This is a genomic window from Limnobacter sp. MED105 (assembly GCF_000170915.1).
Classification (GTDB): Bacteria; Pseudomonadota; Gammaproteobacteria; order Burkholderiales; family Burkholderiaceae_B; genus Limnobacter.
Map to the genome: position 1 here is coordinate 26794 of NZ_ABCT01000004.1, position 23734 is coordinate 50527.

19 protein-coding genes and 1 tRNA gene are annotated in these 23734 nt (G+C 52.4%); 12 read left to right on the top strand and 8 right to left on the bottom strand.

The window, feature by feature from the left end; all coding sequences use genetic code 11:
* The first annotated feature begins 5 nt into the window (after positions 1-5).
* From folC to LMED105_RS05325, 6 genes are all read left to right on the top strand, one after another.
* Positions 6-1412 (top strand): bifunctional tetrahydrofolate synthase/dihydrofolate synthase, encoded by a 1407-nt coding sequence (gene folC, locus LMED105_RS05300; RefSeq protein WP_008248977.1) that lies wholly within the window; start codon positions 6-8, stop codon positions 1410-1412.
* A 17-nt stretch (positions 1413-1429) separates the two neighbouring features.
* The gene (locus tag LMED105_RS05305) at positions 1430-2131 is read left to right on the top strand and encodes an SPOR domain-containing protein (RefSeq protein WP_156799554.1); all 702 of its coding nucleotides are present in this window, start codon (positions 1430-1432) and stop codon (positions 2129-2131) included.
* Positions 2128-2619 carry a CvpA family protein gene (locus tag LMED105_RS05310; RefSeq protein WP_008248980.1) on the top strand — a complete coding sequence of 164 codons (492 nt, stop codon included), beginning with the start codon at positions 2128-2130 and terminating at the stop codon, positions 2617-2619. The genes LMED105_RS05305 and LMED105_RS05310 overlap by 4 nt, the downstream gene beginning before the upstream one ends.
* 9 nt (positions 2620-2628) lie before the next feature.
* Positions 2629-4143, top strand: a complete 1515-nt coding sequence (gene purF / locus LMED105_RS05315; RefSeq protein WP_008248982.1) for an amidophosphoribosyltransferase — start codon at positions 2629-2631, stop codon at positions 4141-4143.
* Positions 4144-4234: 91 nt separating this feature from the next.
* Positions 4235-5491: an aspartate kinase gene (locus tag LMED105_RS05320; protein WP_008248985.1), complete on the top strand. Its 1257-nt coding sequence runs from the start codon at positions 4235-4237 to the stop codon at positions 5489-5491.
* 112 nt (positions 5492-5603) lie between these two features.
* Positions 5604-5694 (top strand) — tRNA-Ser (locus tag LMED105_RS05325).
* A 35-nt stretch (positions 5695-5729) separates the two neighbouring features.
* On the opposite strand, the gene LMED105_RS05330 is transcribed toward LMED105_RS05325, so the two are convergent.
* Positions 5730-6662 (bottom strand): diacylglycerol kinase family protein, encoded by a 933-nt coding sequence (locus LMED105_RS05330; RefSeq protein ID WP_008248987.1) that lies wholly within the window; start codon positions 6660-6662, stop codon positions 5730-5732.
* A gap of 83 nt (positions 6663-6745) precedes the next feature.
* The gene (locus LMED105_RS16145) at positions 6746-8980 is read right to left on the bottom strand and encodes a PAS domain-containing protein (RefSeq protein WP_198006798.1); all 2235 of its coding nucleotides are present in this window, start codon (positions 8978-8980) and stop codon (positions 6746-6748) included.
* A gap of 131 nt (positions 8981-9111) precedes the next feature.
* Here LMED105_RS16145 and LMED105_RS05340 point away from each other — a divergent pair, with 131 nt between their 5' ends.
* Positions 9112-9369: a hypothetical protein gene (locus LMED105_RS05340; RefSeq protein WP_008248991.1), complete on the top strand. Its 258-nt coding sequence runs from the start codon at positions 9112-9114 to the stop codon at positions 9367-9369.
* Positions 9366-9803, top strand: coding sequence for a response regulator (locus tag LMED105_RS05345; RefSeq protein WP_083797105.1), 438 nt, complete (start codon positions 9366-9368; stop codon positions 9801-9803). Before LMED105_RS05340 ends, LMED105_RS05345 begins: the two co-directional genes overlap by 4 nt.
* 13 nt (positions 9804-9816) lie before the next feature.
* Here the strand turns inward: LMED105_RS05345 and LMED105_RS05350 are convergent, their stop codons facing one another.
* Positions 9817-11205, bottom strand: coding sequence for an HD domain-containing phosphohydrolase (locus LMED105_RS05350; protein WP_008248994.1), 1389 nt, complete (start codon positions 11203-11205; stop codon positions 9817-9819).
* A gap of 20 nt (positions 11206-11225) precedes the next feature.
* Complete coding sequence (locus LMED105_RS05355; protein ID WP_008248996.1) at positions 11226-12641, bottom strand: HD domain-containing phosphohydrolase; 1416 nt, start codon at positions 12639-12641, stop codon at positions 11226-11228.
* 268 nt (positions 12642-12909) lie between these two features.
* On the opposite strand from LMED105_RS05355, the gene LMED105_RS16150 reads away from it, so the two are divergent.
* Positions 12910-14235 carry a histidine kinase gene (locus LMED105_RS16150; RefSeq protein ID WP_156799555.1) on the top strand — a complete coding sequence of 442 codons (1326 nt, stop codon included), beginning with the start codon at positions 12910-12912 and terminating at the stop codon, positions 14233-14235.
* Positions 14236-14250: 15 nt separating this feature from the next.
* Here LMED105_RS16150 and LMED105_RS05365 read toward each other — a convergent pair whose 3' ends face one another.
* Entirely contained in the window at positions 14251-14886 is a 636-nt protein-coding gene (locus LMED105_RS05365; RefSeq protein WP_008249001.1) for a response regulator transcription factor, read from the bottom strand.
* Between the two features lie 185 nt (positions 14887-15071).
* On the opposite strand from LMED105_RS05365, the gene LMED105_RS05370 reads away from it, so the two are divergent.
* Both LMED105_RS05370 and LMED105_RS05375 read left to right on the top strand, forming a co-directional pair.
* Entirely contained in the window at positions 15072-15404 is a 333-nt protein-coding gene (locus LMED105_RS05370; RefSeq protein WP_008249002.1) for a BON domain-containing protein, read from the top strand.
* A gap of 86 nt (positions 15405-15490) precedes the next feature.
* Positions 15491-15922, top strand: a complete 432-nt coding sequence (locus LMED105_RS05375; RefSeq protein ID WP_008249004.1) for a response regulator — start codon at positions 15491-15493, stop codon at positions 15920-15922.
* Positions 15923-15935: 13 nt separating this feature from the next.
* On the opposite strand, the gene hmpA is transcribed toward LMED105_RS05375, so the two are convergent.
* Entirely contained in the window at positions 15936-17078 is a 1143-nt protein-coding gene (gene hmpA, locus LMED105_RS05380; protein ID WP_040512476.1) for an NO-inducible flavohemoprotein, read from the bottom strand.
* A gap of 226 nt (positions 17079-17304) precedes the next feature.
* On the opposite strand from hmpA, the gene norR reads away from it, so the two are divergent.
* Entirely contained in the window at positions 17305-18873 is a 1569-nt protein-coding gene (gene norR, locus LMED105_RS05385; protein WP_008249007.1) for a nitric oxide reductase transcriptional regulator NorR, read from the top strand.
* Here the strand turns inward: norR and cphA are convergent.
* Both cphA and LMED105_RS05395 read right to left on the bottom strand, forming a co-directional pair.
* Positions 18870-21482, bottom strand: coding sequence for a cyanophycin synthetase (cphA, locus tag LMED105_RS05390; protein WP_008249009.1), 2613 nt, complete (start codon positions 21480-21482; stop codon positions 18870-18872). The two genes, norR and cphA, sit on opposite strands and share 4 nt — an antisense overlap.
* A gap of 35 nt (positions 21483-21517) precedes the next feature.
* Positions 21518-23710, bottom strand: a complete 2193-nt coding sequence (locus LMED105_RS05395) for an acetate--CoA ligase family protein (RefSeq protein ID WP_232222715.1) — start codon at positions 23708-23710, stop codon at positions 21518-21520.
* Positions 23711-23734: the final 24 nt, after the last annotated feature.

A 23734-nucleotide genomic window follows, 5' to 3' on the forward strand; every position in this document is an offset into this window, starting at 1 on the left:
TACTCATGACTCAAGCAGTACCCGAACCGAAATCTTCCAAGCCAGGTAAACCCAACGCCGATGCCAGTTTGAATGACTGGCTGGCCTACCTGGAATCAATCCACAGCAAGCCGATCGACATGGGGCTGGATCGCTTGAAGGTGGTTCAGCAACACATGAACTTCACCCTGAAGGGCGTGGTGTTTACCGTGGCAGGCACGAACGGCAAAGGTTCCACATGCGCCATGCTGGAAAGTATTCTGATTCAGGCGGGCTACAAGGTGGGTATGTACACCTCGCCGCACTTGATTCGCTTCACTGAGCGGGCCCGTATCAATGGCGAGGAGGTGTCTGAGTCTGAGCTGATTTCTGCATTTGAAAAGGTAGAGCAGACCCGCGTTGCAACCGGCATTTCCCTGACTTACTTTGAGTTCACCACGCTGGCGGTGGCACTCGTGTTTTCTCGCCTCGATCTGGAGGCGGTCATTTTGGAAGTGGGTTTGGGTGGCCGACTGGACGCAGTCAATATTTTCGATGCGGACTGCGCAATTTGCACCAGCGTAGATATTGATCACCAGGCTTTTCTTGGGCCTGATCGCGAAAGCATTGGTCGTGAGAAGGCCGGCATATTTCGGCCGGGCAAGCCTGCAATTGTTGGCGACCCAAAGCCGCCACAAAGCGTGATTGACCATGCAAATTCAATAGGTGCTGACCTTTGGCTGTTTTCGCGCGATTACAACTACAGCGGTGACAAGCAGCAATGGGCTTACGGCGGGCGCAGCATGCGTCGTGCAGCGCTGGCCTACCCGGCATTGCGCGGAACCAACCAGTTGTTGAATGCCTCGGCGGCCTTGGCTGCACTGGAGTCAGTTCGGGATCGTTTGCCGGTTCCGGCACAATCAATTCGACAAGGTTTTTTGTTGGTGGAATGGCCTGGGCGCTTTCAGGTGTTGCCGGGTCAACCCACGGTGGTTTTGGACGTTGGACACAATCCCCACGCTGCTGCGCATTTGCGCGAGAGCCTCGACAACATGGGATTTTTTCCTTACACCCATTGTATTTTCGGCATGCTGGCCGATAAAGATGCAGTGGAAGTTGTAAAGGCATTGAAAGACCGTGTTGACCACTGGCACTTGGTGCCACTGGAAGGCGACCGAGGGCGCAGCACGGAACAGTTGAAGCAGCAACTTGAACTGGCTGGCGTGGATGCAGGGGCATTTGACTGGGTTGCTAATTCCCAGGCACTGGCCAAAGGTGGTATTGCGAAGCAGCCACCGGAAAAAAGCGTGCAGAGCTACGAGAGTGTGGGTCAAGCGTATGCGGTGGTCACTTCTGCGGTGCCACCCAATGATAGAATTCTGGTTTTTGGATCCTTCCTGGTTGTGGCGCAGGCCATGCAAGCCAAAGAAGCGCTTCGAAAACGTCCCGGTTAATTTTTTCAGGAGTGCAGGTGAGTTCAAATTCGCGTTCTACTGCCAGGAACAAAGTCAACAACGATCCGGTTGATGAGTTGAAACGCAGGTCCAGAAGGCGGTTGGTAGGCTCCATTGCGCTTTTTCTGGCAGCCATCATCATTGTGCCCGCTTTGGTTGAAAACGAACCATCCCAAACCAGCAGCGATGTCGAGTTGGTGGTGCCCGATCGTCCTTCCGCTGAAATTCCTGCGCAGGCGGCACAGGTTCCCGAACAGCCAAAGATTGAAGCGCCCCAGTCTACCCAAGAACAGGCCTTGGCGACTGCACCAGTTGCACCTGCCGTAGAACCGCCACCTGTAGTTTCTGAACCTGCACCTAAACCTGCACCTAAGCCCGAACCCAAGCCCGAACCCAAGCCCGAACCCAAGCCAGAACCCAAAGCAGAAACTAAGGTTGAGCCTAAGGTTGAGCCTAAGGTTGAAGATCCGATTGCTGCGTTTGCAAAAGCTGAGGTGTACTGGGTTCAGGTGGCTGCTGTCAGCGACAAGCTACGCGCAGATGCGCTGAGTAAGGAATTGAGTGGCAAGGGTTTTCCGGCCAAGGTTGAATCAACCAGCACTGGCAATGGCACCGTATACCGGGTCAGGGTTGGGCCAATTGCAGGCCAAGCCAAAGCCGATGAAACCAAAGCCAAGTTGGCTGCTGCAGGTTACTCCGCAGGGAGAGTGGTGCAGTGACAATTTTTGATTACATCGTCATCGCCGTGGTGGTGCTGTCGGTTATTTTGGGTTTGTTTCGTGGCATGGTCAAAGAAGTGCTGTCCCTGGCCAACTGGGTGCTGGCCTTCTGGGTGGCAAACCGCTATGGCGCAGACCTCGCTGTTTACATGGACTGGGCTGAGTCGCTGAGCCCGCCCATGAAAGCGCTGATAGGGTGCGCTGCTGCTTTTTTTGCAACCATGTTGGTGGGGGCAATTCTGATTTCTTTGCTGGGCAAAATTGTTGCGGCAGCTGGTTTGGGTTTTGCGGACCGTGGCCTGGGTGCTACGTTCGGCTTCGCGCGTGGTTTATTTATTGTTTTGGTGCTGGTTACTGGGGCAGGTTTCACCTCGCTTCCGGAACAGCCATTTTGGCGAAATGCCATGTTGTCCCCTTTGGCAGTGGATGCGATGAGAGAAATCAAACCGCATTTGCCCGAAAGTGTGGCCAAGTGGGTGCGCTACTAGGAGCTTTCAATGTGCGGGATTGTCGGTATTGCCGGTTTTTCTCCTGTTAATCAAATTCTTTACGACAGTTTGCTGTTGTTGCAACACCGTGGCCAAGATGCTGCGGGTATTGCCACGGCACACAGCAATTCTTTTTCAATGTCCAAAGGCAATGGCTTGGTGCGAGACGTGTTCCGCACCCGCAATATGCGTTCATTGCCCGGCAATATGGGCATTGGTCATGTGCGTTACCCCACAGCTGGCTCGGCTGCCAGCTCAGATGAAGCACAGCCTTTCTACGTGAACGCGCCTTACGGCCTGGTATTGGCTCACAACGGCAACCTGACCAACAGCGAGCGTTTGAAAGCTGAATTGTTCAAAAACGATCGCCGCCACATCAATACCAATTCTGATTCCGAGGTGTTGCTGAACGTACTGGCGCATGAATTGCAGTCCAATGCTTCGGGCTACTCCCTTGATCCAGTCACGATTTTCCGCGCAGTGGCCGGCGTGCATGCGCGTGCCCGTGGTGCTTATGCCTGCGTGGCTCAAATTGCAGGTTATGGCTTGCTGGCTTTCCGTGATCCGTTCGGTATTCGCCCCTTGGCTTTGGGCAAAGCTGAAACCGAGCAGGGTACCGAGTACATGTTCGCATCCGAATCCGTGGCCCTTGTGGGCATGGGCTTTGAGTTTGTGCGTGACATTGAGCCGGGTGAGGCTGTCTTTGTCGACCTTGACGGCAAGTTGTATGCGCAGCAGTGCGCAGAGAAGTCTTCGCTGAACCCCTGTATTTTCGAATATGTGTACTTGGCTCGTCCCGATTCCGTGATGGACGGCATCAGCGTGTACGAAGCCCGCGTGAAAATGGGTGAATACCTGGCTGACAAAATTCGTAAAAGCATGCCTGCCGGCGAAATCGATGTGGTGATGCCCATTCCTGATTCTAGCCGTCCAGCTGCACTGGAATTGGCCAATCAGTTGGGCGTGCCCTACCGTGAAGGTTTTATCAAGAACCGTTACATTGGCCGTACGTTTATTATGCCTGGGCAGGCGGTACGAAAGAAAAGCGTTCGCCAGAAGTTGAATGCGATTTCTGTTGAATTCAAGGGTAAAACCGTGTTGTTGGTGGATGACTCCATTGTGCGCGGTACAACCAGCCGGGAAATTGTACAAATGGCCCGCGAAGCAGGTGCAAAGAAAGTGATTTTTGCATCGGCAGCGCCACCCGTGCGTTTTCCAAACGTTTACGGCATTGACATGCCCACGCGTGATGAGCTGATTGCCTCTGGTCGTACAGATGATGAAATTTGTGCCGAGATCGGTGCAGATGCCTTGTTTTACCAGGATATCGCAGACATGAAGCGCGCCGTTCGTGATTTGAATCCAAAGATTCAAACCTTCGATGCCAGCTGTTTTGATGGGTCGTACATCACTGGCGATGTCACCACTGAATACCTCGATCGTCTGGAATACATGCGCAAACATCCCGAGGTATTGGAGTCGGGCGGATTGCAAATGAATCTGGGTTATTCCGCGAATCAATAAGTGCAGCGAAAATTTCAGGTAAAATGTTCAACTGATTGATTTAAAAGCGCGAAATGGTTCGCGCTTTTTATTTGTGCAGGGCGATCTGACTATGTCACTGATAGTACATAAATACGGTGGCACCTCCATGGGGTCCACAGAACGTATCAAGAATGTAGCCAAGCGTGTCGCCAAGTGGCATCGCGCGGGCTTTCAAATGGTGGTGGTTCCATCGGCCATGTCTGGCGAAACCAACCGCTTGATTGGCCTGGCCAAGGAAATTCAGGCTGAGCCTGATCCCCGTGAACTCGACATGTTGTGTTGCACCGGTGAGCAGGCTTCAGTCGCTTTGCTGGCCATGGCCTTGAAGGCTGAGGGGCTGGACGCAATCAGTTTCTCGGGTTGGCAAGTGCCCATTAAAACCGACAGCAGCCACACCAAGGCCCGCATTGAATCGATTGACGACACGCGCGTAAAAGCCGAGCTGAACGCTGGCAAGGTGGTGATCATCACCGGTTTCCAGGGCATTGATGAAGCTGGCAACCAAACCACGCTGGGTCGTGGTGGTTCTGACACCTCAGCTGTGGCAATTGCTGCAGCCATGGGTGCAGCTGAGTGCCTGATTTATACCGATGTGGATGGTGTTTACACCACCGACCCTCGCGTGGTGCCCGAGGCTCGCCGCATGCGTGTTGTAAGTTTCGAAGAAATGCTGGAAATGGCCTCTTTGGGTTCGAAGGTTCTGCAAATTCGCTCTGTTGAATTTGCGGGCAAGTACCGCGTGCCCACCCGTGTGCTTTCCAGCTTGACCGATCCGATGATGTCGCTGGACGAAGAAAAAGTGTCTGGCACGCTGATTACTTTTGAGGAAGATGAACATATGGAACAGGCCGTTGTTTCCGGTATCGCTTTCAACCGTGATGAAGCAAAAGTGACCATCCGTGGCGTGCCTGACAAGCCCGGTGTGGCTTACCAAATTTTGGGTCAGGTTGCTGAGGCCAACATCGACGTGGACATGATCATCCAGAACCAGGGTTCGGATGGCACCACCGATTTCACGTTCACCGTACACCGCAATGAATTCAACAAAACCATGGATCTGTTGAAAAACAAGATTCAGGGTAGCGTGGGTGCACGTGAAGTGGCGGGCGATACCAATGTGTGCAAGGTGTCGATTGTGGGTATCGGCATGCGCTCACATGTGGGTGTGGCCAGCCTGATGTTCAAAACCTTGTCGGAAGAGGGCATTAACATCCAGATGATCTCTACTTCGGAAATCAAGGTGTCGGTGCTGATCGACGACAAGTACATGGAATTGGCAGTTCGTGCGCTGCACAAGGCCTTCGGTTTGGAAAAAGAGGCAGCTTGAACTGGGAGTTTGAGTTGAGTTTTAACTGATGGGAATGTGGTGCAATTTGCTTGAAAGCGATTTGCGCCAGCATTCAACATTTTGGCCGAAACCGTGTATAATTCGGCCTTCTGGAGACGTGGCCGAGTGGTCGAAGGCACTCCCCTGCTAAGGGAGCATACCCCAAAAGGGTATCGGAGGTTCAAATCCTCTCGTCTCCGCCAGAATGAAAAAGGGATCCCAATCGGGATCCCTTTTTTTATTCCATGGCTACAAACTGCACTGCCGGGGCGCTGCTGATTCGTATTGACGACAGGGGTGCATGCACATCGCCATCGAGTTGCCAGGCTGTGGGTGAATCGAATTGAAAATCAATGCGGTGAATAGTGCTGCGTTCTACGCCCACACTGTGCGGCATCCTACCCAACCAAATTCTCAGCAAATTAACTACCAGCGCCAGTTTATTGGGTACACCCGCGATCAGGCACATGTCTTGATTGGCGAGCGGGCCGCCGCTTGTGGACACACGAAACCTCAGCGGTAAACACTGAATACTGAGCGCAAGGCAGGCCTGCCATGCGAACCCTTGTGGTGTGGCATTGTCGCGAGATTGCTGCCCCTTGACTGTGGAGAAAAGATTTTCCACGAACTGACTGCGCCGAATAATTCCCCACGCTATTTTGGCCAACAATTTTGTGGCTGCAATTGGGCCACTACCCAGGCTGTAATACGCGTGCATGAAATTGACAGTGACGCCGAAGCCAAACACAAAACCATATTGCTGGCCAGATGTTTTAATGGGATATCGGGGCGTGCTGTGCAGGTGAGTGCTGGCCTGATTCTCAACCAACCATTGCAGTGCTTTCAGTGGCGCAGTTTTGGGGTAGGCGTCCCAGGCAATCATGTTCATGGTGCCAGCATGCACAGGGAATATAGCTGGTATCGCATGCTCCCCCCAAACTTTGGCAGCGGCGCCCAACACTGCTGAAACGGTGCCATCGCCACCGAAAGGCACGATCACTGTGGGTGGTTTGTACTCATAATGGCGCAAGGCATTTTCAAGTTCTTGCGTATTTTGAGTGAGCGCCACATGGCCGGAGTTGCCAAGAATTGAATGAATCCCGGCCAAGCTGGCCCCGGCGTTGTGTGTTTTCAGGTAACCCGATTTCGGATTGGCAATGACAAGAATCACAATGATTTTGTTACGTAATGATGTGAGTTCAATTTAACTGATTTTGTAAATCCCAAATCAACAAATTGAAGTACCTTTGCGTATCACGGCGTCTCCGGGGCAAATTTGGGAAAGTACAGTTCCACGCAAGTTCCTGAATTGGGTGCTGAGTGAATTTTGATGTAGCCCTTGGATTGCTTCACAAATCCAAACACCATGCTAAGTCCCAATCCACTACCCTTGCCAACTTCTTTGGTCGTGAAAAACGGTTCGAATGCACGATTCAGGGTTTCCTGCGTCATGCCGTGCCCGGTGTCACGAACTGAAATCAAGACATATGGGCCAGCAGGCAGGGTTTCTTTGGCATCTGTTTGTATCGAATCAAGTTCAGTATTCAATGCGCTGATGTGAAGCTTGCCGGCTTGTGGAATTGCGTCTCTACCATTGATGACCAAGTTCAGCAGTGCTACCTCCAGTTGCCCGGGGTCCACTGCAATTTTCCACAAACCGTCAGTGTCAGGCGCTTCGATTTCGATGGTTTCCGGCAGAATCCGTCGAAACAGGGCCAGAGAATCTTGAATTAGTTGCCCTGCATCAACCGTTTTGGGCTGCAGGGGTTGCCTGCGAGCAAACGACAACAGTCGACTGGTGAGTTCAGCCCCGCGTTCTGCGGCTTTGCTGGTCATTTCTGCCAGTGATTGAAGTTGTGGATTGTCTTTAAGCCTGTAGGCCAGGGTTTCAGCATTGCCCATGATTACAGTGAGCAGGTTGTTGAAGTCGTGGGCTACTCCGCCAGTCAGTTGCCCCATGGCCTCCAGCTTTTGGGATTCACGCAATTTCTCCTCCAGTTCCCGGGTTTCGGTCAGGTCCAGCATGCTGCCCAACATGCGAATGGCTTTGCCCTGTTCGTCTCGAATGACAAACCCCCGGTCGTGAACCAAAGCATACTTTCCGCTTGATTTTGCGAATCGGTATTCATTGCTCCAGTGTGTTCCCGTGCCATCGATAACCTGATGAATGCTCTCAAGAACCCGCTGACTGTCATCGGGGTGGATACGCGTCGTCCATGATTCAGGGCCAGGTTCAAGTTGCAGCAGTTCATAGCCAAACACGCGGCTCATGGACTCGTTCCACCAAAGCCCATTTTTGATCAAGTCCCAATCCCAGATCACATCGTTGGTGGCCTTGGACACCAGCACGAATCGCTCATGCAGCAGTTTCGCGGCTTGTTGCTGGTTCTCCTCGTTGGTGACGTCACGAAAATAGACGCCAAGTCCTTCGCTTGTCGGGTATCCATTGACTTCGAACCAGGTGTCCAGAGGCGGGTAGAAAAATTTGACCTTGATGGCATTGCCTGTATCGATGGCTTGTTGATACAGGGAATACACCGGTGTGTTGCGCGCTTCCGGGAACTCTTGCCAAATGTTTTTGCCGATCAGGTCTTCGCGTCGTCTTTTGAGCAGGTTTTCAGCCCTAGGGTTCAAGTACACAAAGTCGAATCGGGTCGAGATCATGAAAAAAGAGTCGCTCATGTTCTCGAGGGTTGAGAACAGTCGCTGTTCCAAATCAGAGTTGCGATTCTTTTCATGTATCAGTTCGGTGATGTCCTGGAATGCACCCTGAGCGCCGATGATGTTTCCCAGAGAATCAAGCTCGGGTTCACCAATGGCTCGGACCCAGGCGATGCGATTGGATCGTGTTTTGATTTGGAGTATTTCGTCGTAAGGTTTTCCTTCCGTGATGCATTCCGTGTAGCACTTTTCAATTTTCTGGCGGTAGGCGGGCAGGTAGTACGAAAAGGCTTCCTCTGCGCTGGGCGCAGGCTCGTAAGGGGCGTCGTGGATGGCGGCAGTTTGGGGAGTCCATGACACGTGGTCACTGCCAAGGCTCATCCTCCAGCCGCCCAGTTTTGCTTTGGTACCAGCGATATCAATCAATTTTTTTGCACGGTCCAGGTTGGCCAGGGTTTCGTGGGTATCGGTGACATCATTGATGGTCGCCAACACTTGTATTTTTTGATTCAGGGCGCAGCGTTGCCAGTGGAAACGGGCTTTGAATGATTTGCTTGTTTTGCTTTGAAGGGTCCATTGCGATGTAAATGTGGTTTCGTTTTGAAACGCAATCAAAGCAGCGCGCAGGGCCTGGTGGTCTGAAGGGGGGCGAAGATCGAGAATTGTTTTGCTCTGCAATTCGGCAGCACTTATTTCCAGCCACTCTTCGCAGGCAGGGTTGTTCCATATGATGCGCAAGGTTTCCGGATCAAATATCCAGATGGGTTGTGGCAGTGCTGACAAGGCTTGCAGTGCATTCTCTTCCAGTAAAAGGGGATTGTTGTCCATTTTCATATCGCCGATTTTGAATGGTTCAGGGTGCACTCAATTGAGTAGGGGGGGCTTAAACGCTGGTTCAGGTGCGGCTCTTTCAATAAAATAATGGTCAGCGCCTAACAGGCAGTCAAGGGGTAATTGGCATGGTGACGGATGGAACGGGCAGCGGGGATCAAGGTGAGCAAGTGAATCAGTTGCTTTCTCAGTACGTACACAAACTAAACAACACCATGCTGCCGTTTGTGCTTGAGCTGGACGATTTGCTTGGAAAAATGAATGAGCACTCACGATTGGATCAACTCAAGCTACAGCGGTTTGACACGGAGTGCAGGGCACAACTGGAAATAATCCAGCGAATTCGTAGTCTGATTTCTTGTACGTCAGAGTCTGACTTTGAATGAGCCAAACAAGGACGGAGAGCGGTGCAGCCATGGACAATAATTCGACCAATCAAGGTGCTGCCGTTTGTAGTGCCAAACACATTTTGTTGGTGGAGGACGATGCCATGGTTCGCGAGCATGTGGAGTGCTTGCTGGAAGACCTGGGTTACAAGGTGACCTCGGCGCACAATGCTCGAGAGTGTTTGCGTGTAATTTCTGACCTTGATCGCGTCGATTTGCTGTTCTCCGACATAGTCATGCCCGGTGGCATGTCTGGTACCCAGTTGGCCCGTGAAATCCGTCAAATGTACCCGGGTTTGCCCATTCTTTTGACCTCGGGCTATGCCGAGGATGTGATCAGTGGCCTTGATTCCATCGATGCTCGCCTAGCTTTGCTTCGAAAACCTTATCGCCGTACTGACTTGTGCCGTGCATTGCAGGCCATGCTGGGATAATCATGGTGCTTGTTTAGTGCCGCTCGGCCAGTGCTTTTGGCTTCATGATGTAAATTTTCATGGGATGACCAATTACCTTTTCGCCATCACGGAATTTGGTGATCATTCTGCCGTTGACCACCTGGTCTTTGGCGCCCCACAGGTATCCATCCGGGCCCGTGAAATCACGTGTAAGTACTGCGCCGATTTTCAGTGTCTTGGCGCTTACCATTTGTTCATGCTCAAGCGGTGTGCTGCCGTATTCTTCCAGTGCGGACGGCAATGCCCGGATGACCTCGGGGTCGTACCGTCGGCCCGAGGCATTGCTGACGAATCGAGCGGCATCCTTGGCGGATAATTTTTGATCTGCCAGCCAACCCTGTTGCAGTTCATCGTAATCTTCAGCCACAGCGAGTATGCGTGCTCCAATGTGTATGCTTGCGCCGATGAGGCCGTCCGGGAATCCTTGACCATCATAGCGTTCGTGATGGTGGCGAATGATCGTGCTGACTTCCCCCATGTCGGGCAGGCTTAAAAACACGGTTTGGGCGCGCACTGGGTGTTTGAGCAAGCTGGCTTGCGCTTCGCCGTCAAGGCTTGCAAAGGGGGTGAACAGGGTTCGGTCTGGCAAACCTATTTTGCCAATGTCGTGTAGCAAGGCTGCAATGTAAATTTCCTGAACCTCGCTTTCATCAAGACCAAGTTGTTGCGCAAGAATTCGTGAAAGGTCGGCAACACGCCGTGAATGTGCAGCCAAGGCAGGGGAGCGTAAATCCAGAAAGTTGCAGAACACGCGAATCGCGCTGAGGTATTGCAGCTTGATGTCTTTACGGGACTGGTCCAGCAGTGAATTAACCTGCTTGATTTCATCCATGCGTTCGTCAACTCTGGTGTTGAGCTCTTGTTGAAAGTTTTCAAGTTCATAAACCTTCTCGGCCAGGCTTTGGTTCATTTGCTCGGTTTCAAGCCGAATTTGAAACACTTCGATCAGTTCCGCTACGGCATGACGCAAGGTGTCGTCCTTGCAGGGTTTGCTTAAAAACCGGTCGACTTGTCCCAGGTTGATGGCGTCAATTGAGGAGTTAAGGTCTGCATGGCCTGTGAGAATGATTTTCCCGACGTGGGGTGCAAATTCGGAAATAGCTTGCAGCACGTCTACGCCGCTTAAATCGGGCATGCGCATATCACAGATCACCACGGACGGTTTTTCCCTGCGAGTGAGTGCAATCGCCTCTCGTGGGTTGGTCGTGAAAAGAATGTCGTAAGGCTCAAGGCTGAATACTTTGCGTAGTGAATTGATGACGTTGGAGTCGTCATCCACAAACAGGATTTTGTGCTTGGAGGGTTTGTTCCGGTTAAGGCTTCCCGTGAATCCGTGGATTAATGGGCTGCTCTCTTTGTCGAGGGTGTCTTCAGTGTGCATGGTGTGTTCCGCGGGGTGCCTTACCGGCCAGATCGCTTGAGGCGATATACATAGACTTTTTGCGATTTGCCATGTGTGGCTTCGTATTCTTTGACCTGATCAATAAAGTGTTTGCTCACCAGTTTTTCTTTGGATAGCCACAAGTATCCGTCAGGGCCAATGAAGTCGCGTGACAGTGTTTGACCCACCATCAATTCGCTGCCCGACAGAAGGCGCTCTTCAAGTCGTGGGGCGGCCCGGAGTTTTTCCAGTGCAGGTGGTAACGCTTGCAGCACTTGTGGGTCGTAGCGGCTTTCGCCAGATTTCATGACAAATGACAGCGCCTCGTCTTCAGAAAGCTTTTTGGGCGCGAGCCAGCCTTGTTGCAATTCATCGTAGTCTTCTGCAACGGCCAGAATGCGCGACCCAATTGGAATCACCTGATTCAAAATCCCGTCCGGGTAACCCTCGCCATCGAAACGCTCATGATGGTGCCGAATCATGGTGGCGATTGTTTCCATGTCGGCCAAGCCTGCAAATACGGCCTGACCTTTGGTGCAGTGGGTCATCAGTTCAGTGCGCAGTTCCTTGCCCAGGCTACCAACAGGCATGAAAAGAGCTTCATCGGACAGACCGATTTTTCCAACATCATGCAGCAAACCAGCGATATACACTTCGTTCACATAGTTTGGATCGCAGCCAAGTTCAATTGCGATAAGGCGGGCCAGTTCAGCCACCCGTTTGCTGTGTGCGCCCAGTTGAGGAGAGCGCAGCTCAGTGAGACCAGAAAATACTTTGATCGCACTGAAGTACTGGGCTTTTTGTTCCCTGCGGGACATGTCCAGGAACAGCTTGGCTTGTTCAAACTCTCGAATGCGTTCACTGATGCAATGTTCAAGCGAGCTGTTGAGCAATTCAAGTTCGGCCGCTCTGTTATTCAACTCGCGTGCAGCCTTGATTCGCTCCAGCTTGACACGGGCCAGCCCCACCAGCTCGGACAGGGTAAGTTGAAGCATTTCAGCGTCAAGGGGTTTGCACAGGTAGCGATTCACGTGGCCGCGGTTGATGGAGGAAACCACGGTGTCCAGTTCGCTGAATCCGGTCAACATGACCCGGGCGGAGTCAGGTGAAATTTGATGAATGGCTTCAAATACCTCAACGCCCGACAATTCAGGCATTCGTATATCGCAAATAACCACGCCCGGTTTGTGGTGTTTGGCCAGTGATACGCCTTCCCGGGCGTCCAGCGAGGTGAGTACAGTGAGGTTTAACTTGCGCAGTTCTTTGCGCAGGGCCATGAGTACATCGGGGTCGTCGTCGATTAGCAAAACTACGTCAGGACTCAAATCTTTGCTTGCATAGCTCGACTCCGACAGCAGATTGGCTGGCGAGTCTGCCTGGTTTGCAGTGTCAGGTTCCGGCCCGGATGTGTTTTCGGCGAGGCTGGCGGAGATCATTGGCGTTGTGGCCTTTCACTGGTGAAGAAATTGGTACTTCCGGAAATGGTAGTTGAATGTTGCTTTTTTTAATGCTTGAAAAGAATGTCAAAAATGGTCAATTTCGGCTGATGAGGTGAATATCAATACCAAGGATGGGTAGTAGCCTGATGTAGGGGGGTCAACCGTTTTGTAGGTTAGGGAGTTGAAAGGGTACCTGTCTCTGTTATTGCTCAGTCCAAAGGTAAGCTTGGTTTATTCAAAATTACGAGTTTTTAGTTCCGCGCAAGTGCAAATCCGTCAAAGCCGTCCGTATTGGCTACTGGCCTTTGGTTGCGCGATGGTGCTTGCCTTGTTGGGCATCACTTACACCCATTCCCGAATGAATGCTGAGGTGGTGGCGATGTCTGAGCTCAATCAAAAACGCATCGATCGCCTCGACCAATTGTGGGTGTTGTTGGTTGATGCGCAAGCCAGTGCCCTGTCTTTTTTGCTGATGCGCAACGACGCGTACCTCGAGCCTTACCGAAGTACAGCGACGCGACTGGAGCCGCTCATGGCATCCATGAACTTTGATATTCCGCCTGATTCGGATGATTATGCCGATTTGCAAGACTTGAAGCGTTTGGTGGATGCAAAGTTTCAGTACCTCGGTGAGATGTTGAGCCGGGGTGGTGCTCCCTTGGTTTTGTCGGTAGAGCATGGTGAACTTGGGAAACAGTTGATGGATGAAATCCGGGTTCGCTTGGCGATACTGAAAGCCAGAAGGGAGAAGGTTCATCAGGATTTTGAGAATATGTATTTGGCGCGTGCCAAGAAAATTCAGTACGTGGGATATGCCTTGGGTGTCGCGTCGCTATTGTTGATACTTGGCCTGTTTGTGGTGCAACAGAGGCAGGTGGCCTTGCGTGCAAGAATTCAGGAGTTGTTGAAAACAGAAAACAGCCGGCTTGAAGCCAAGGTGCAAGCGCGCACGCTTGAGTTGAGCAATTTGGCCACCAACCTGACCACCGCCCAAGAGGCGGAGCGCCAGCACATAGCCAGGGAGTTGCACGACGAAATGGGTTCGGCATTGACTGCTGCGAAAATGGATGCGGGCTGGTTGCGCCGATCTTTGGGTACGCAGGTCGATGAACTTGTTCAGGAGCGAATGCTTCGTTTGATTGAAAACATTGGAAGCACTATTTCAATGACGCGTCGTTTGGTTGATGACCTGCAACCCCCTTTGCTCAAGGGTTTGGGGCTGGTTGAGGCGCTTCGTTCACTGGGGCAGCAGTTTGAAATGGACATGTCTGTGGTGATGGACTTTCCCGAGCATGAGTTGAGTTTGTCGCCTGAACAATCGTTGGCCTTGTTTCGGGTGGCCCAGGAGTCGTTGACGAATGTTCGGAAATACGCCAAGGCCAGCAAGGTGGAGTTGAGCCTGAAGGAGAAGCAGGGCATGGTAATTCTGAGCGTGGCTGATAACGGCAGTGGCTTTAACACAGAAAACATTGAGCTGCATGGCCATGGCATTGCCGGCATGAAACACCGTGCTCAGATGTTTAACGCCAATTTATTGCTTGATTCACAAGCTGGACGCGGCACACGCATTGAAGTGCGAATGCCTGTTTGATTTTGAACAGGTGGTTTAGTCGAGCAGCAAGCCGTGCTGGTGTGCGTAGGTGGCCAGTTCTGCGTTGCTGTTCACGCCAAGCTTATCCAGTAACCTTGATCGATAGGTGCTCACTGTTTTTACGCTCAAGTGAAGCACCTGCGCTATAGCTGACACACTTTCGCCCCTCACCAAGCGCATGAACACTTGCCTTTCACGTTCAGACAGTTCCTGATGCGCTGGTTTGTCGCTTTCGCCGGTCATTTCGCGGGCCAACAGTTCTGCTGTGTTGGCCGAGATATAACGTCGACCCTGCGCCACCGTATGGATAGCGTTGACAAGGTCGCTGCGGTCGCAGTCTTTGCAAAGGTATCCGCTGGCACCACTTCGGATCATTGGCAAAGCATAGCGTTCTTCTGAAAAACTGCTGATGACCAAGACCTGCGTCTTCTCATGTCGTTGTTTAACGGCGCGCAACAAGTCAATACCGTTTTCGTCAGGCAATGACAGGTCAAGCATCAAAACATCGCAGTTGTGCTCTCGCAGCAGGCTTCTGGCCTCTTGCGCGGTACCCGCTTCGAACTGAATACACATGCCCAGTTCTTCATTGAGCATTTCACGAAAGCCAGCACGCACAATTGCATGATCATCAACAATCGCCAATCGAATCATTTGAATAGTCCTCGTGTTGTGGTCCGTTGGGGAAGCCAGACTGGTCCTACAAACGAATCGTCCTTGTCGGACAGATCAATGGTTTGCCCCGCCGTAGTATTGAACGCATGAAGCCTGATCAATACATACCTTTGATCTTGATTTCTTGTCAGTAGTCAGTTCAATAACCTTGAAGGAGTACAACCATGAAAAAATTGATCACTCAAACCTTGATCGCCTCTGGTGTTGCGTTGTCTGCGTTGAGCCCTGTGTATGCAGCAGAGCAGGGTAAAGAACCATTGAAGGCCGTGGGGCAATATGTGGACGACGCCACCATTACCACCAAGGTAAAGGCCAAGCATGCGGAAGACAAAACCGTAAGTGCCTTGCGTGTGAATGTAGAAACCAAGCAAGGTGTGGTGGTGTTGTCGGGTGAAGCCAGAACCGAGGCTGAACTTGAGCGCGCCGAGGCGTTGGCCAAACAGGTGGAAGGTGTGAAAGCTGTTTCCAATATGATCGAGTTGAAGCCCAAGTCGTAAGCTTGGCGATAGAGCCAACGGATTGAGCCGACCTTAACTCAATGCCCTGCTGGCTTTGCGCCAGTGGGGCGTTGTAGGTGCCCGCCATGAAAAAGAATTGTACAAACCAATTGCAAGTGCCATTGCGTGTGTTGCTAGTAGAGGACTCGATTGAATTGCAGGCGATGCTTCAATCCATGTTGAGCGAAATTCCCAGTGTTGAAGTGGTCGCCAGTGTGGAGTCTGAGGAAGATGCAGTGGCTTTCATGAGAGTGGACCCTACAGATTTGGCGATCGTTGACTTGGAATTGCGGTCTGGCACGGGCTTGGGCGTGCTGAAAAAACTGCAGGATGATCTGGATTTGACCGACAGACAGATTGGTGTTGTCGTTTTTTCCAACTATTCAAATTTGGTGATTCGACACCGTTGTTTGAGTCTTGGGGCGAGGGCCTTCTTCGACAAGTCGTTTCAAATTGATGAATTGCTTGAGTTTGTTCAGAAACAAGCCTCGGGCAACGCCAAAGGCTCGTTACTCTGAACATCCAACCGTTTTAAATCGCCTGTGCAGGACCAAAAAACTCGAAATGCTGACGCTCGGCAGGCACACCCAGCTTGCCCAGCATGTTCTTTACTGCACTCATAAAACCAACTGGACCCAAAAAGTAAACCTGTGCATTGTTGGGCAGGTTTTTCTCAATGGTTTGGTGTTTAATCAAACCATCCTGATTCTCATAAATGTACTCGGCTGTGATGTTGCTGTGCTGGGTACTTAATTGCTCGGTCAGGTTTTTGAAAGAGTGTTGCGCGGCATTTTTGCAGGCGTGGATGAACCGCACCTCGCGTTGGCCTGCTGCTGCTTTCAGCATTGCAATGGCCGGGGTCAACCCAACGCCGGCGGTGATCAGCACCAAGGGGTCTTTGCTGTCATCGAGAACAAACTCACCGCAGGGTGGGCTTAGCTGTACTGTGTCCCCCACAGCCAGTTGCTTGTGCAGGTGGTTGGATACCACGCCGCCTTCTTCGCGCTTGACCGAAATTCGATAATGTTGCCCGTTGGGTGCGTCTGAGAGTGAGTAGTTGCGCATCACAGTTGCGCCATTTACATTCAGGTGCAGGGTAATGTATTGCCCCGGTTTGAAAGTCATAATCTGTTTACCATCCAAAGGTTTCAGATAAAAAGATGTGACCAGTTCGCTTTCTTGCTCTTTCGCGGCAATTGTGAAAGCACGTTGCCCCTCCCACCCTCCGGTGGACATGGCTTGTTTGGCATACAGGTTTGCTTCGGCGTTGATCAAAATATCGGCGAGCTGGCCATAGGCGGCTGCCCAGGCGTCGATAATTTCAGGTGTGGCTGCGGCGCCCAGCACCTCTTTCATGGCCTGTAGTAGGCATTCGCCCACAATAGGGTAGTGTTCGGCTTTGACCCCCAGGGCTACATGCTTGTTGACGATCAGTGTGACCGCACCCATGAGTACTGCCGGGTTGTCAATGTGTTTGGCGTAGGCCAGCACGGCATTGGCCAGGGCGCGAGGTTGAGTGCCTTTTTCCTGATGAGCCGGATTAAAAAAGGTAGCCGTAACCGGGTATTTGCTGAACATCAGTTTGTAGAAGTGTGTCGTCAATGCTTCGCCACCCTGTTCGAGTGCGGGAATGGTTGCCTTGATCCAATGTTTTTGCTCGGTGCTGACTGACATGCTTTTTCCTTCCTGATCGATTGTAAATTTGTACATGCTTCACAGTGACAAACACTATCAAGATACATGCCAGCCTTAACATTTTTATTAAGTATATGAAAATATTGAATATATGAAAAAATGTGTTTTGTTAAAAATATCAAATCATTGTTTAATTGACAGCGATTTGATATTGTTATTAAAACAGTAATTGTTATAAGTACAATAAGGACGGCTAGCCGTGGAAATGTCCAGTTTTGTGTTGGCAGTGATTGAAGACCTTGGAGCCGACCTGGATCCGTCAACTCGCTACTTGCGCTATGTCAATTCATTGGCCGCCGCATTGCCCGGCAACGCGTGCGCCTTGCTGAAAAAGGAGGGCTCGACCTTAAAGCCGCTGGCCGTACGCGGTTTGACTCCCGATAGCCTGGGGCGCCGCTTCGAATTAAACGAGCATCCTCGCCTGAATGCGATTGTGACTTACCGTGGCGTGACCCATTTTCCGAACAAGTCCACCTTACCCGACCCCTACGACGGTTTGCTCGAAGGCGTGCATGCGGGCGATTTGAATGTCCATGACTGCATGGGTTGTGCCCTGCATGTAAATGGCAAGTTGTGGGGAGCAATTACGCTGGACTCCCTGAAAGCGGGCGTGTTTGATGTGAAAGTTGAACGCGCCATGGCCATGTTTGCACGCTTGGGTGAAGCGGTTGTGCATGTCGCCGAACTGACTGAGAAAACCGATCGAACCGCGACTTCCCTGAAGTTGAGTCAGGCTGACGGCAATGGTCTGAGCGCGTTGGAAGGTGTTCAATTGTCTCGTCGGGAAATGATTGGGGACAGCACGCCCATTCGCGAACTAAAGCATGAAATTTTGACTGTTGCCAACAGTCAGTTGGCTGTGCTCATTCATGGTGAAACAGGTGTGGGCAAAGAATTGGTCGCGCAGGCCTTGCATGCCATGTCCGACAGGGCGAATTTGCCCTTGGTGGTGATCAATTGCGCCGCCTTGCCCGACCAGTTGATTGAAAGCGAGCTGTTTGGCCATGTTAAAGGCGCGTTTTCCGGTGCAGAGCGCGATCGTCAAGGCAAGTTTGAATTGGCCAACGGTGGCACCTTGTTTCTGGATGAAGTGGGCGAGCTGAGTGCCTCTGCCCAAGCCAAGTTGTTGCGGGTACTGCAAAGCGGGCAGGTGCAGCGTGTGGGTAGCGACAGAGAGCACCGGGTCGATGTGCGCATCGTGGCTGCCAGCAATCGGGACCTTTCGGCTGAAGTAAAGGCAGGGCGTTTCAGGGCTGATCTGTATCACCGCCTGTGCGCTTATCCTTTACACATTCCACCGCTTCGCGAGCGTGGGGATGATGTGGTATTGCTGGCAGGCTATTTTCTGGAGCAGAACCGTAGCCGTTTGGGCTTGCGCAATTTGCGCCTGGGGCGCGGCTGTGAGGCTGCATTAAAACGCTACCCTTGGCCGGGCAATGTGCGGGAACTGGAACATACATTGGGGCGTGCAGCATTGAAAGCGCGTCGGGATGAACCTGGCCCCATGGTGACTGTAGAACTTGAGCACCTTGACCTGCTGAGCGAGCTTGAGCAAGAACGCGCTGTGACTGCCCGAGGCCCGGCAACTATTGTGGAGATGGGAATGGCCGGCCCTATCGAAGGCATGCCTTATCGGGATGCTGTAGATGCTTTTTCTAGAAATCTGATACAGCAGGTGCTGGATTACACGGATGGCAATCGAGCCGCAGCCGCTAGGCAGCTGGGTCTCGATTCCGGCAACTTTCACCGCATGCTCAAGCGGCTTGGTTTTTAGGCAGATGCCCGTGCTGGCTCGCCTGTGGTGTTTTCCTGCAGGTATTGCAAGGCTTCATTGACCTGATCGATCAATACCAACACCAGGTGGTCCGGGCCTGTTTCATCCAGGGCCATTTGAATTGCCTTGAACTCACCCCGCACCTCGACAACCGAGGGTTTCTTGTCGCCAGAGGCGAGTGCAATGCCCTGTTGCAGCAAGGCCAGCGTTTCACCATCTGGGCGACCGCGCTGGCAGGCGTCCTCATACAAAATAATGTGATCAAAAAATCCACCCACCAAGCGACCTTGCTCAGTGATGTCCTGATCGCGACGATCGCCCGCTGCACTAATTACTACGGTGCGTCTAACGGCCGGTATGTTCTTCAGCGTATTAACCAGCGTTGACACTGCATCCGGGTTGTGGCCGTAATCGGCAATCACTGAACCCCCTTTGTGCTTGAAAAAATTGAAGCGGCCGGGCACCGTGTCGGGGGTAGATTGAAAGCTGCCAAGCGCTGCCCGAATGGTGTTGAATGGTACGTTCAGACCCAAGGCGGCAGCCACAGCACACATCACATTTTGTACCTGGAAGGTGAACAAGCCGTTGTTGGTCAGTGGTACATCCATCAGGTCAATGGTTTTTTCCATGTCGTCATAACTGATGTTGATCACGCGACCGTCGTGAATAATGACTGGGCGACCTTTGGCTTTGTGTGCAGCCACAATCGGGTTGTCCGGGTTGCTGGTGAAGAACAGCACACGTCCGGGGGTGAGTTTGGCCATGTTCGCAGCGTGGCGGTCATCCGCGTTCAGTACAGCAAGACCATTGGGGGCCACGTTTTGAACCAGCACGCTTTTTAGCAAGGCCAGGTCTTCCACGCTGTCGATGAAGTTCAGACCCAGGTGGTCACCCTCGCCAATGTTGGTCACAATGCCCACATCGCACATGTCAAAACCCAAACCTTCACGCAGCATGCCGCCCCGTGCACATTCCAGTACGGCGGCATCTGCTTCGGGGTGAACCAGCACCTTGTGTGCGCTTTTAGGTCCACTGCAATCACCGGTGTCGATCAAGTGTCCGTTCACGACCACACCTTCTGTGCCAGTAAAACCAACACGCAGATTGTGGTAGCGAAGGATTTGTTCAATCAGGCGAACCGTGGTGGTTTTGCCGTTGGTGCCAGTGACGGCCACTACTGGAATACGGCCGTTTTCATCTTTCTTGAACATCAGATCAATCACGGCTGCACCCACGTCGCGCCCCTTGCCGATTGATGGCTCCAGGTGCATGCGCAAGCCCGGTGCAGCGTTTAATTCAACAATGCCACCACCTTGGGCCTCAAGCGATTCGTCCACACGCTCGCACACCACATCCACGCCGCACACCTCGATTCCAATTTGCTGTGCGGCCTGAATCACCATTTCGGCCATGGCGGGGTGAACGTTGTCGGTAACATCCGTGGCGCTGCCACCAGTACTCAGGTTTGCATTGTTACGAAGGACAACCCTAACACCTTGCTCGGGTACAGATTCAGCGGTGAAACCCTGTTTCTTGATTCGGGCAATTGCAATTTCATCGAGGCGAAGTTTGCTCAAGGCGCTGCCATGGCCTTCACCACGCAGGGGGTTGCGGTTTTCAATTTCGACCAACTCGGCAATGGTGTGCGCACCATCGCCAACCACGGAAGGAGGTTCGCGACGTGCGGCAGCCACCAACTTGTCACCCACCACCAGAAAGCGATAATCGTGACCAGGTATGAATTCCTCCACGATGGGTACACCGCTGCCGTACTTTTTGGCGGCATCAAAGGCTACACGCAAGTGTTCCTCGTCCACAATGTTCACTGTCACGCCTTTGCCTTGGTTGCCATCGCTTGGCTTGATCACCACGCCTTTGTTGGTGGCCTTGGTCAATTCGCGAAAGGCTTCCAGCGCTTCTTCAAACGTTTTAACCAGTTTGCCGCGGGGTGTGGGAATTCCGGCTGCAGACAAAATGGTTTTGGTCAGGTCTTTGTCCTGGGCGATTTCCTCAGAAATGGCACAGGTTGTATCGGTCTCTGCTGCTTGAATTCTGCGCGCTTTGGAGCCCCAACCCAACTGCACAAGGCTACCCTGGGTCAGGCGGCGAATGGGAATACCCCGGCGCAGTGCTGCATTGACAATCGAGCCTGTGCTGGGCCCAAGTTTGCAGTCTTCATAAATTTCTTTGAGGCGCTCTATGGCTGCATTTGCATCAAAATCATGGCCTGCCAGCGCCGCCAGAATAAGTTGGTGCGCTTCTTCAAAAGCCGCACGCGCCAAATCTTCTTCCTCGTACTGCACCACCACCCGAAAGTACCCGGTGGTAATGTTGTCAGCCACATGGGCGAAAGTCACCTGCGAACCAGCTTCAACCTGAAAGCGCAAGGCGGTACGGCTCAAAATATGCGCCAGCGCTATATTGCTTTGCTCGAACCCTGTGGCTCGCAGCGAACCAATGCCGGGCAACGCGCTGCGAACGCGCATTTCAATATTGGCAAAGCGATCATAAAGGCGTTCGTTTTCTTCGCAAAACACCAGGGCTTCCATGCTGGTGTTTTTGCTCCACAAATTGGGGCCGCGCAAGGCGCGAATGCGTTCAATTTTCATAATTTATCAACCTGTTGTGTGCGTCAGCTTGGGGTTTAATAGCGCTGCCGAAGATCGGCGCGCAGCAGGTGGTGCGGTACGTCCATCGCCCAACCTGCCGCTGCAAGAGCCAGCGCCTTTGTCAGGTTTACCGGCGGCTGTTTTAGCGGAATGGGGCTGCGTTGTTCGGCTTCGGCTCGATTGCCCATGAACTGAATATTCTCGTCTTGATAAACAACGGCCATGCCGCCGTTTTTCACGTGCTCCGCAACAATCGGGTTGTCGGCGCTGCTGCTGATCCAGATCACCTTACCGTCACACAGGTCCTTCAAAGGCAGCAGGCTGACTTCGTCTGCGTTGACAACAGCGTGGCCACTGCCCAGTACCAGGTCTACCACGGTGCGCATCACATTGAAGTGTTGTTCCTTGGTGAGAATGTCCCATTCTTCCAGCCCTTCCATGGCACCCAGACTGGTAATCACAGCCAGACTTGACCGGTCGTAGGGCAGGCCTTCAGACAGAATGGTGCTGGCCTTGACCTGCATTACCAAGGTGTCCAGATTCTTGTTGATCAGGCAGTTGCGGCCTGATTGCCAGTTTGCTGAGGGGGCTTTGTTGATGGTGCGGCCGTTCATCACCAAACCTTGGTCGCAGGCCAAGCCCACTTTGTGTCCCTGATCTTCAAGAATTTCAGTGAGTTCGGGGCCGAAGCCGTCAATTTCGGGGCCGCCTGAATAGGAAATGGTTGGAATTCGACCGTTGGCATCACCCGGGAAAAGTGATTCGACAATGGGTTTGCCCACGTTGCGTGCCTGACCTTTCGCAGGTTTGATGTGCATGAGCAAGCCAGGACCTGCATTGACTTCGACCACCGCCAGTGATTGGCCCTTGGGGGACTGATCGATATGCTCGCAGACGAGGTCGATACCCGCCACATCCAGGCCTACAACGCGCGCTGCCATGCAGCACAGGCGTGCAATTTCGGGGTGAATCAAATCGGTGACATCTTCCGAGGCGTTGCTGTTGCGTTCGATCAGCACTTTTACGCCATTTGCAATCACGGAAGTGGCTGTGTATCCCTGGCGTTGTACTTCCAGAAATACGGCCGGATTTTTTTCAACGTTGACCGGGCGCAAGGGGAAAATTTCCGATTCACCACGACGAGGATCTGTATTGATTTGCTGATTGCAAAGTTCTTGCAAGGTTGACTTTCCGTCGCCCATCACATGAACCAATTCACCACGTGATACTGCCGCCACCTGGTAATTCACCACCAAAACCCGATGCTCAGTTCCGCGAATGAATTTTTCAACAATAACGCCGGTGTAGCTTTCCTTGTCTGCAAGTGGCCAGGCGTTTTTTACATCCTCTTCTTTGGTCAGCTCAAGCGATACACCGCGCCCCCAATTACCGTCAACGGGTTTCACAACCACAGGCACGCCGATGTCCTGTGCAATTCCCCAGGCGTGTTCAGGGCTTTTGGCCATTTCACCTTCGGGAACGGGTACACCGCATTGCGCCAGCAGTTCCTTGCAAAGGTCTTTGTCGGCGGCAATGCCTTCTGCAATGGCTGAGGTTTTGGATGTTTCTGCAGTCCAGATGCGCTGTTGCTTGTTCCCATGGCCCAGCTGTACCAAATTGCCGTCGTTAAGGCGAACAATCGGAATTCGACGCTCGTAAGCCGCATCAAGAATATGTTGTGTGCTGGGGCCCAGGCCGTGCATGTCGCAGTGGTGCTTGATCACTTTCAGCTCGGCCTGCAAATCGTACTCTGTCCCCTCGATGGCTGCGTGCAACAAGCGCACACCTGCCTCCAGACAAGCCATACCCACTACCGGGTCTGGGGTGCGAAAAACCATTTTGTACACGCCTTCCTTGCTGGTCATTCGGGCTTTGCCAAATCCCACTTCAAGGCCTGCTTGCGTGTGCAGTTCAATCACAATGTGTTCAAGCATGTGCGCAGCGTAAGTGCCCTCGCGCACCCTCAGCAGGAAACCGCCCGGCTCGCCAATTCCACAGCGGTGGTCAACCAAACCGGGTAGCAAAGCCGTTAATCGCTCGTAAAATCCTGGCAACAGGTTGGAAGGGAATTGTTCCAGTTCTTGAATATCCACCAACGCTTCAATGCAACTTCGATAGGTCCAGATATTTGGGCCATCAAGCCACATGGTTCGGAGTATTACAAGGCGTTTTTGCGTCATAAGATGGGTGTCGGCAGGTTTGTTTTCGAGGATTGGATTTTCGATCAATGTTAACTCCGTGTCGCTGGAAAT

Bases quoted from the DNA above. Each gene is read 5' to 3' on its own strand.
- LMED105_RS05340 (WP_008248991.1), top strand. From the start codon at position 9,112: ATGGTGACGGATGGAACGGGCAGCGGGGATCAAGGTGAGCAAGTGAAT.
- LMED105_RS05320 (WP_008248985.1), top strand. From the start codon at position 4,235: ATGTCACTGATAGTACATAAATACGGTGGCACCTCCATGGGGTCCACA.
- LMED105_RS05350 (WP_008248994.1), bottom strand. From the start codon at position 11,205: ATGCACACTGAAGACACCCTCGACAAAGAGAGCAGCCCATTAATCCAC.
- LMED105_RS05370 (WP_008249002.1), top strand. From the start codon at position 15,072: ATGAAAAAATTGATCACTCAAACCTTGATCGCCTCTGGTGTTGCGTTG.
- purF (WP_008248982.1), top strand. From the start codon at position 2,629: ATGTGCGGGATTGTCGGTATTGCCGGTTTTTCTCCTGTTAATCAAATT.
- LMED105_RS16145 (WP_198006798.1), bottom strand. From the start codon at position 8,980: ATGGACAACAATCCCCTTTTACTGGAAGAGAATGCACTGCAAGCCTTG.
- LMED105_RS05375 (WP_008249004.1), top strand. From the start codon at position 15,491: ATGAAAAAGAATTGTACAAACCAATTGCAAGTGCCATTGCGTGTGTTG.
- folC (WP_008248977.1), top strand. From the start codon at position 6: ATGACTCAAGCAGTACCCGAACCGAAATCTTCCAAGCCAGGTAAACCC.
- norR (WP_008249007.1), top strand. From the start codon at position 17,305: ATGTCCAGTTTTGTGTTGGCAGTGATTGAAGACCTTGGAGCCGACCTG.
- LMED105_RS05355 (WP_008248996.1), bottom strand. From the start codon at position 12,641: ATGATCTCCGCCAGCCTCGCCGAAAACACATCCGGGCCGGAACCTGAC.
- hmpA (WP_040512476.1), bottom strand. From the start codon at position 17,078: ATGTCAGTCAGCACCGAGCAAAAACATTGGATCAAGGCAACCATTCCC.
- cphA (WP_008249009.1), bottom strand. From the start codon at position 21,482: ATGAAAATTGAACGCATTCGCGCCTTGCGCGGCCCCAATTTGTGGAGC.
- LMED105_RS05365 (WP_008249001.1), bottom strand. From the start codon at position 14,886: ATGATTCGATTGGCGATTGTTGATGATCATGCAATTGTGCGTGCTGGC.
- LMED105_RS05345 (WP_083797105.1), top strand. From the start codon at position 9,366: ATGAGCCAAACAAGGACGGAGAGCGGTGCAGCCATGGACAATAATTCG.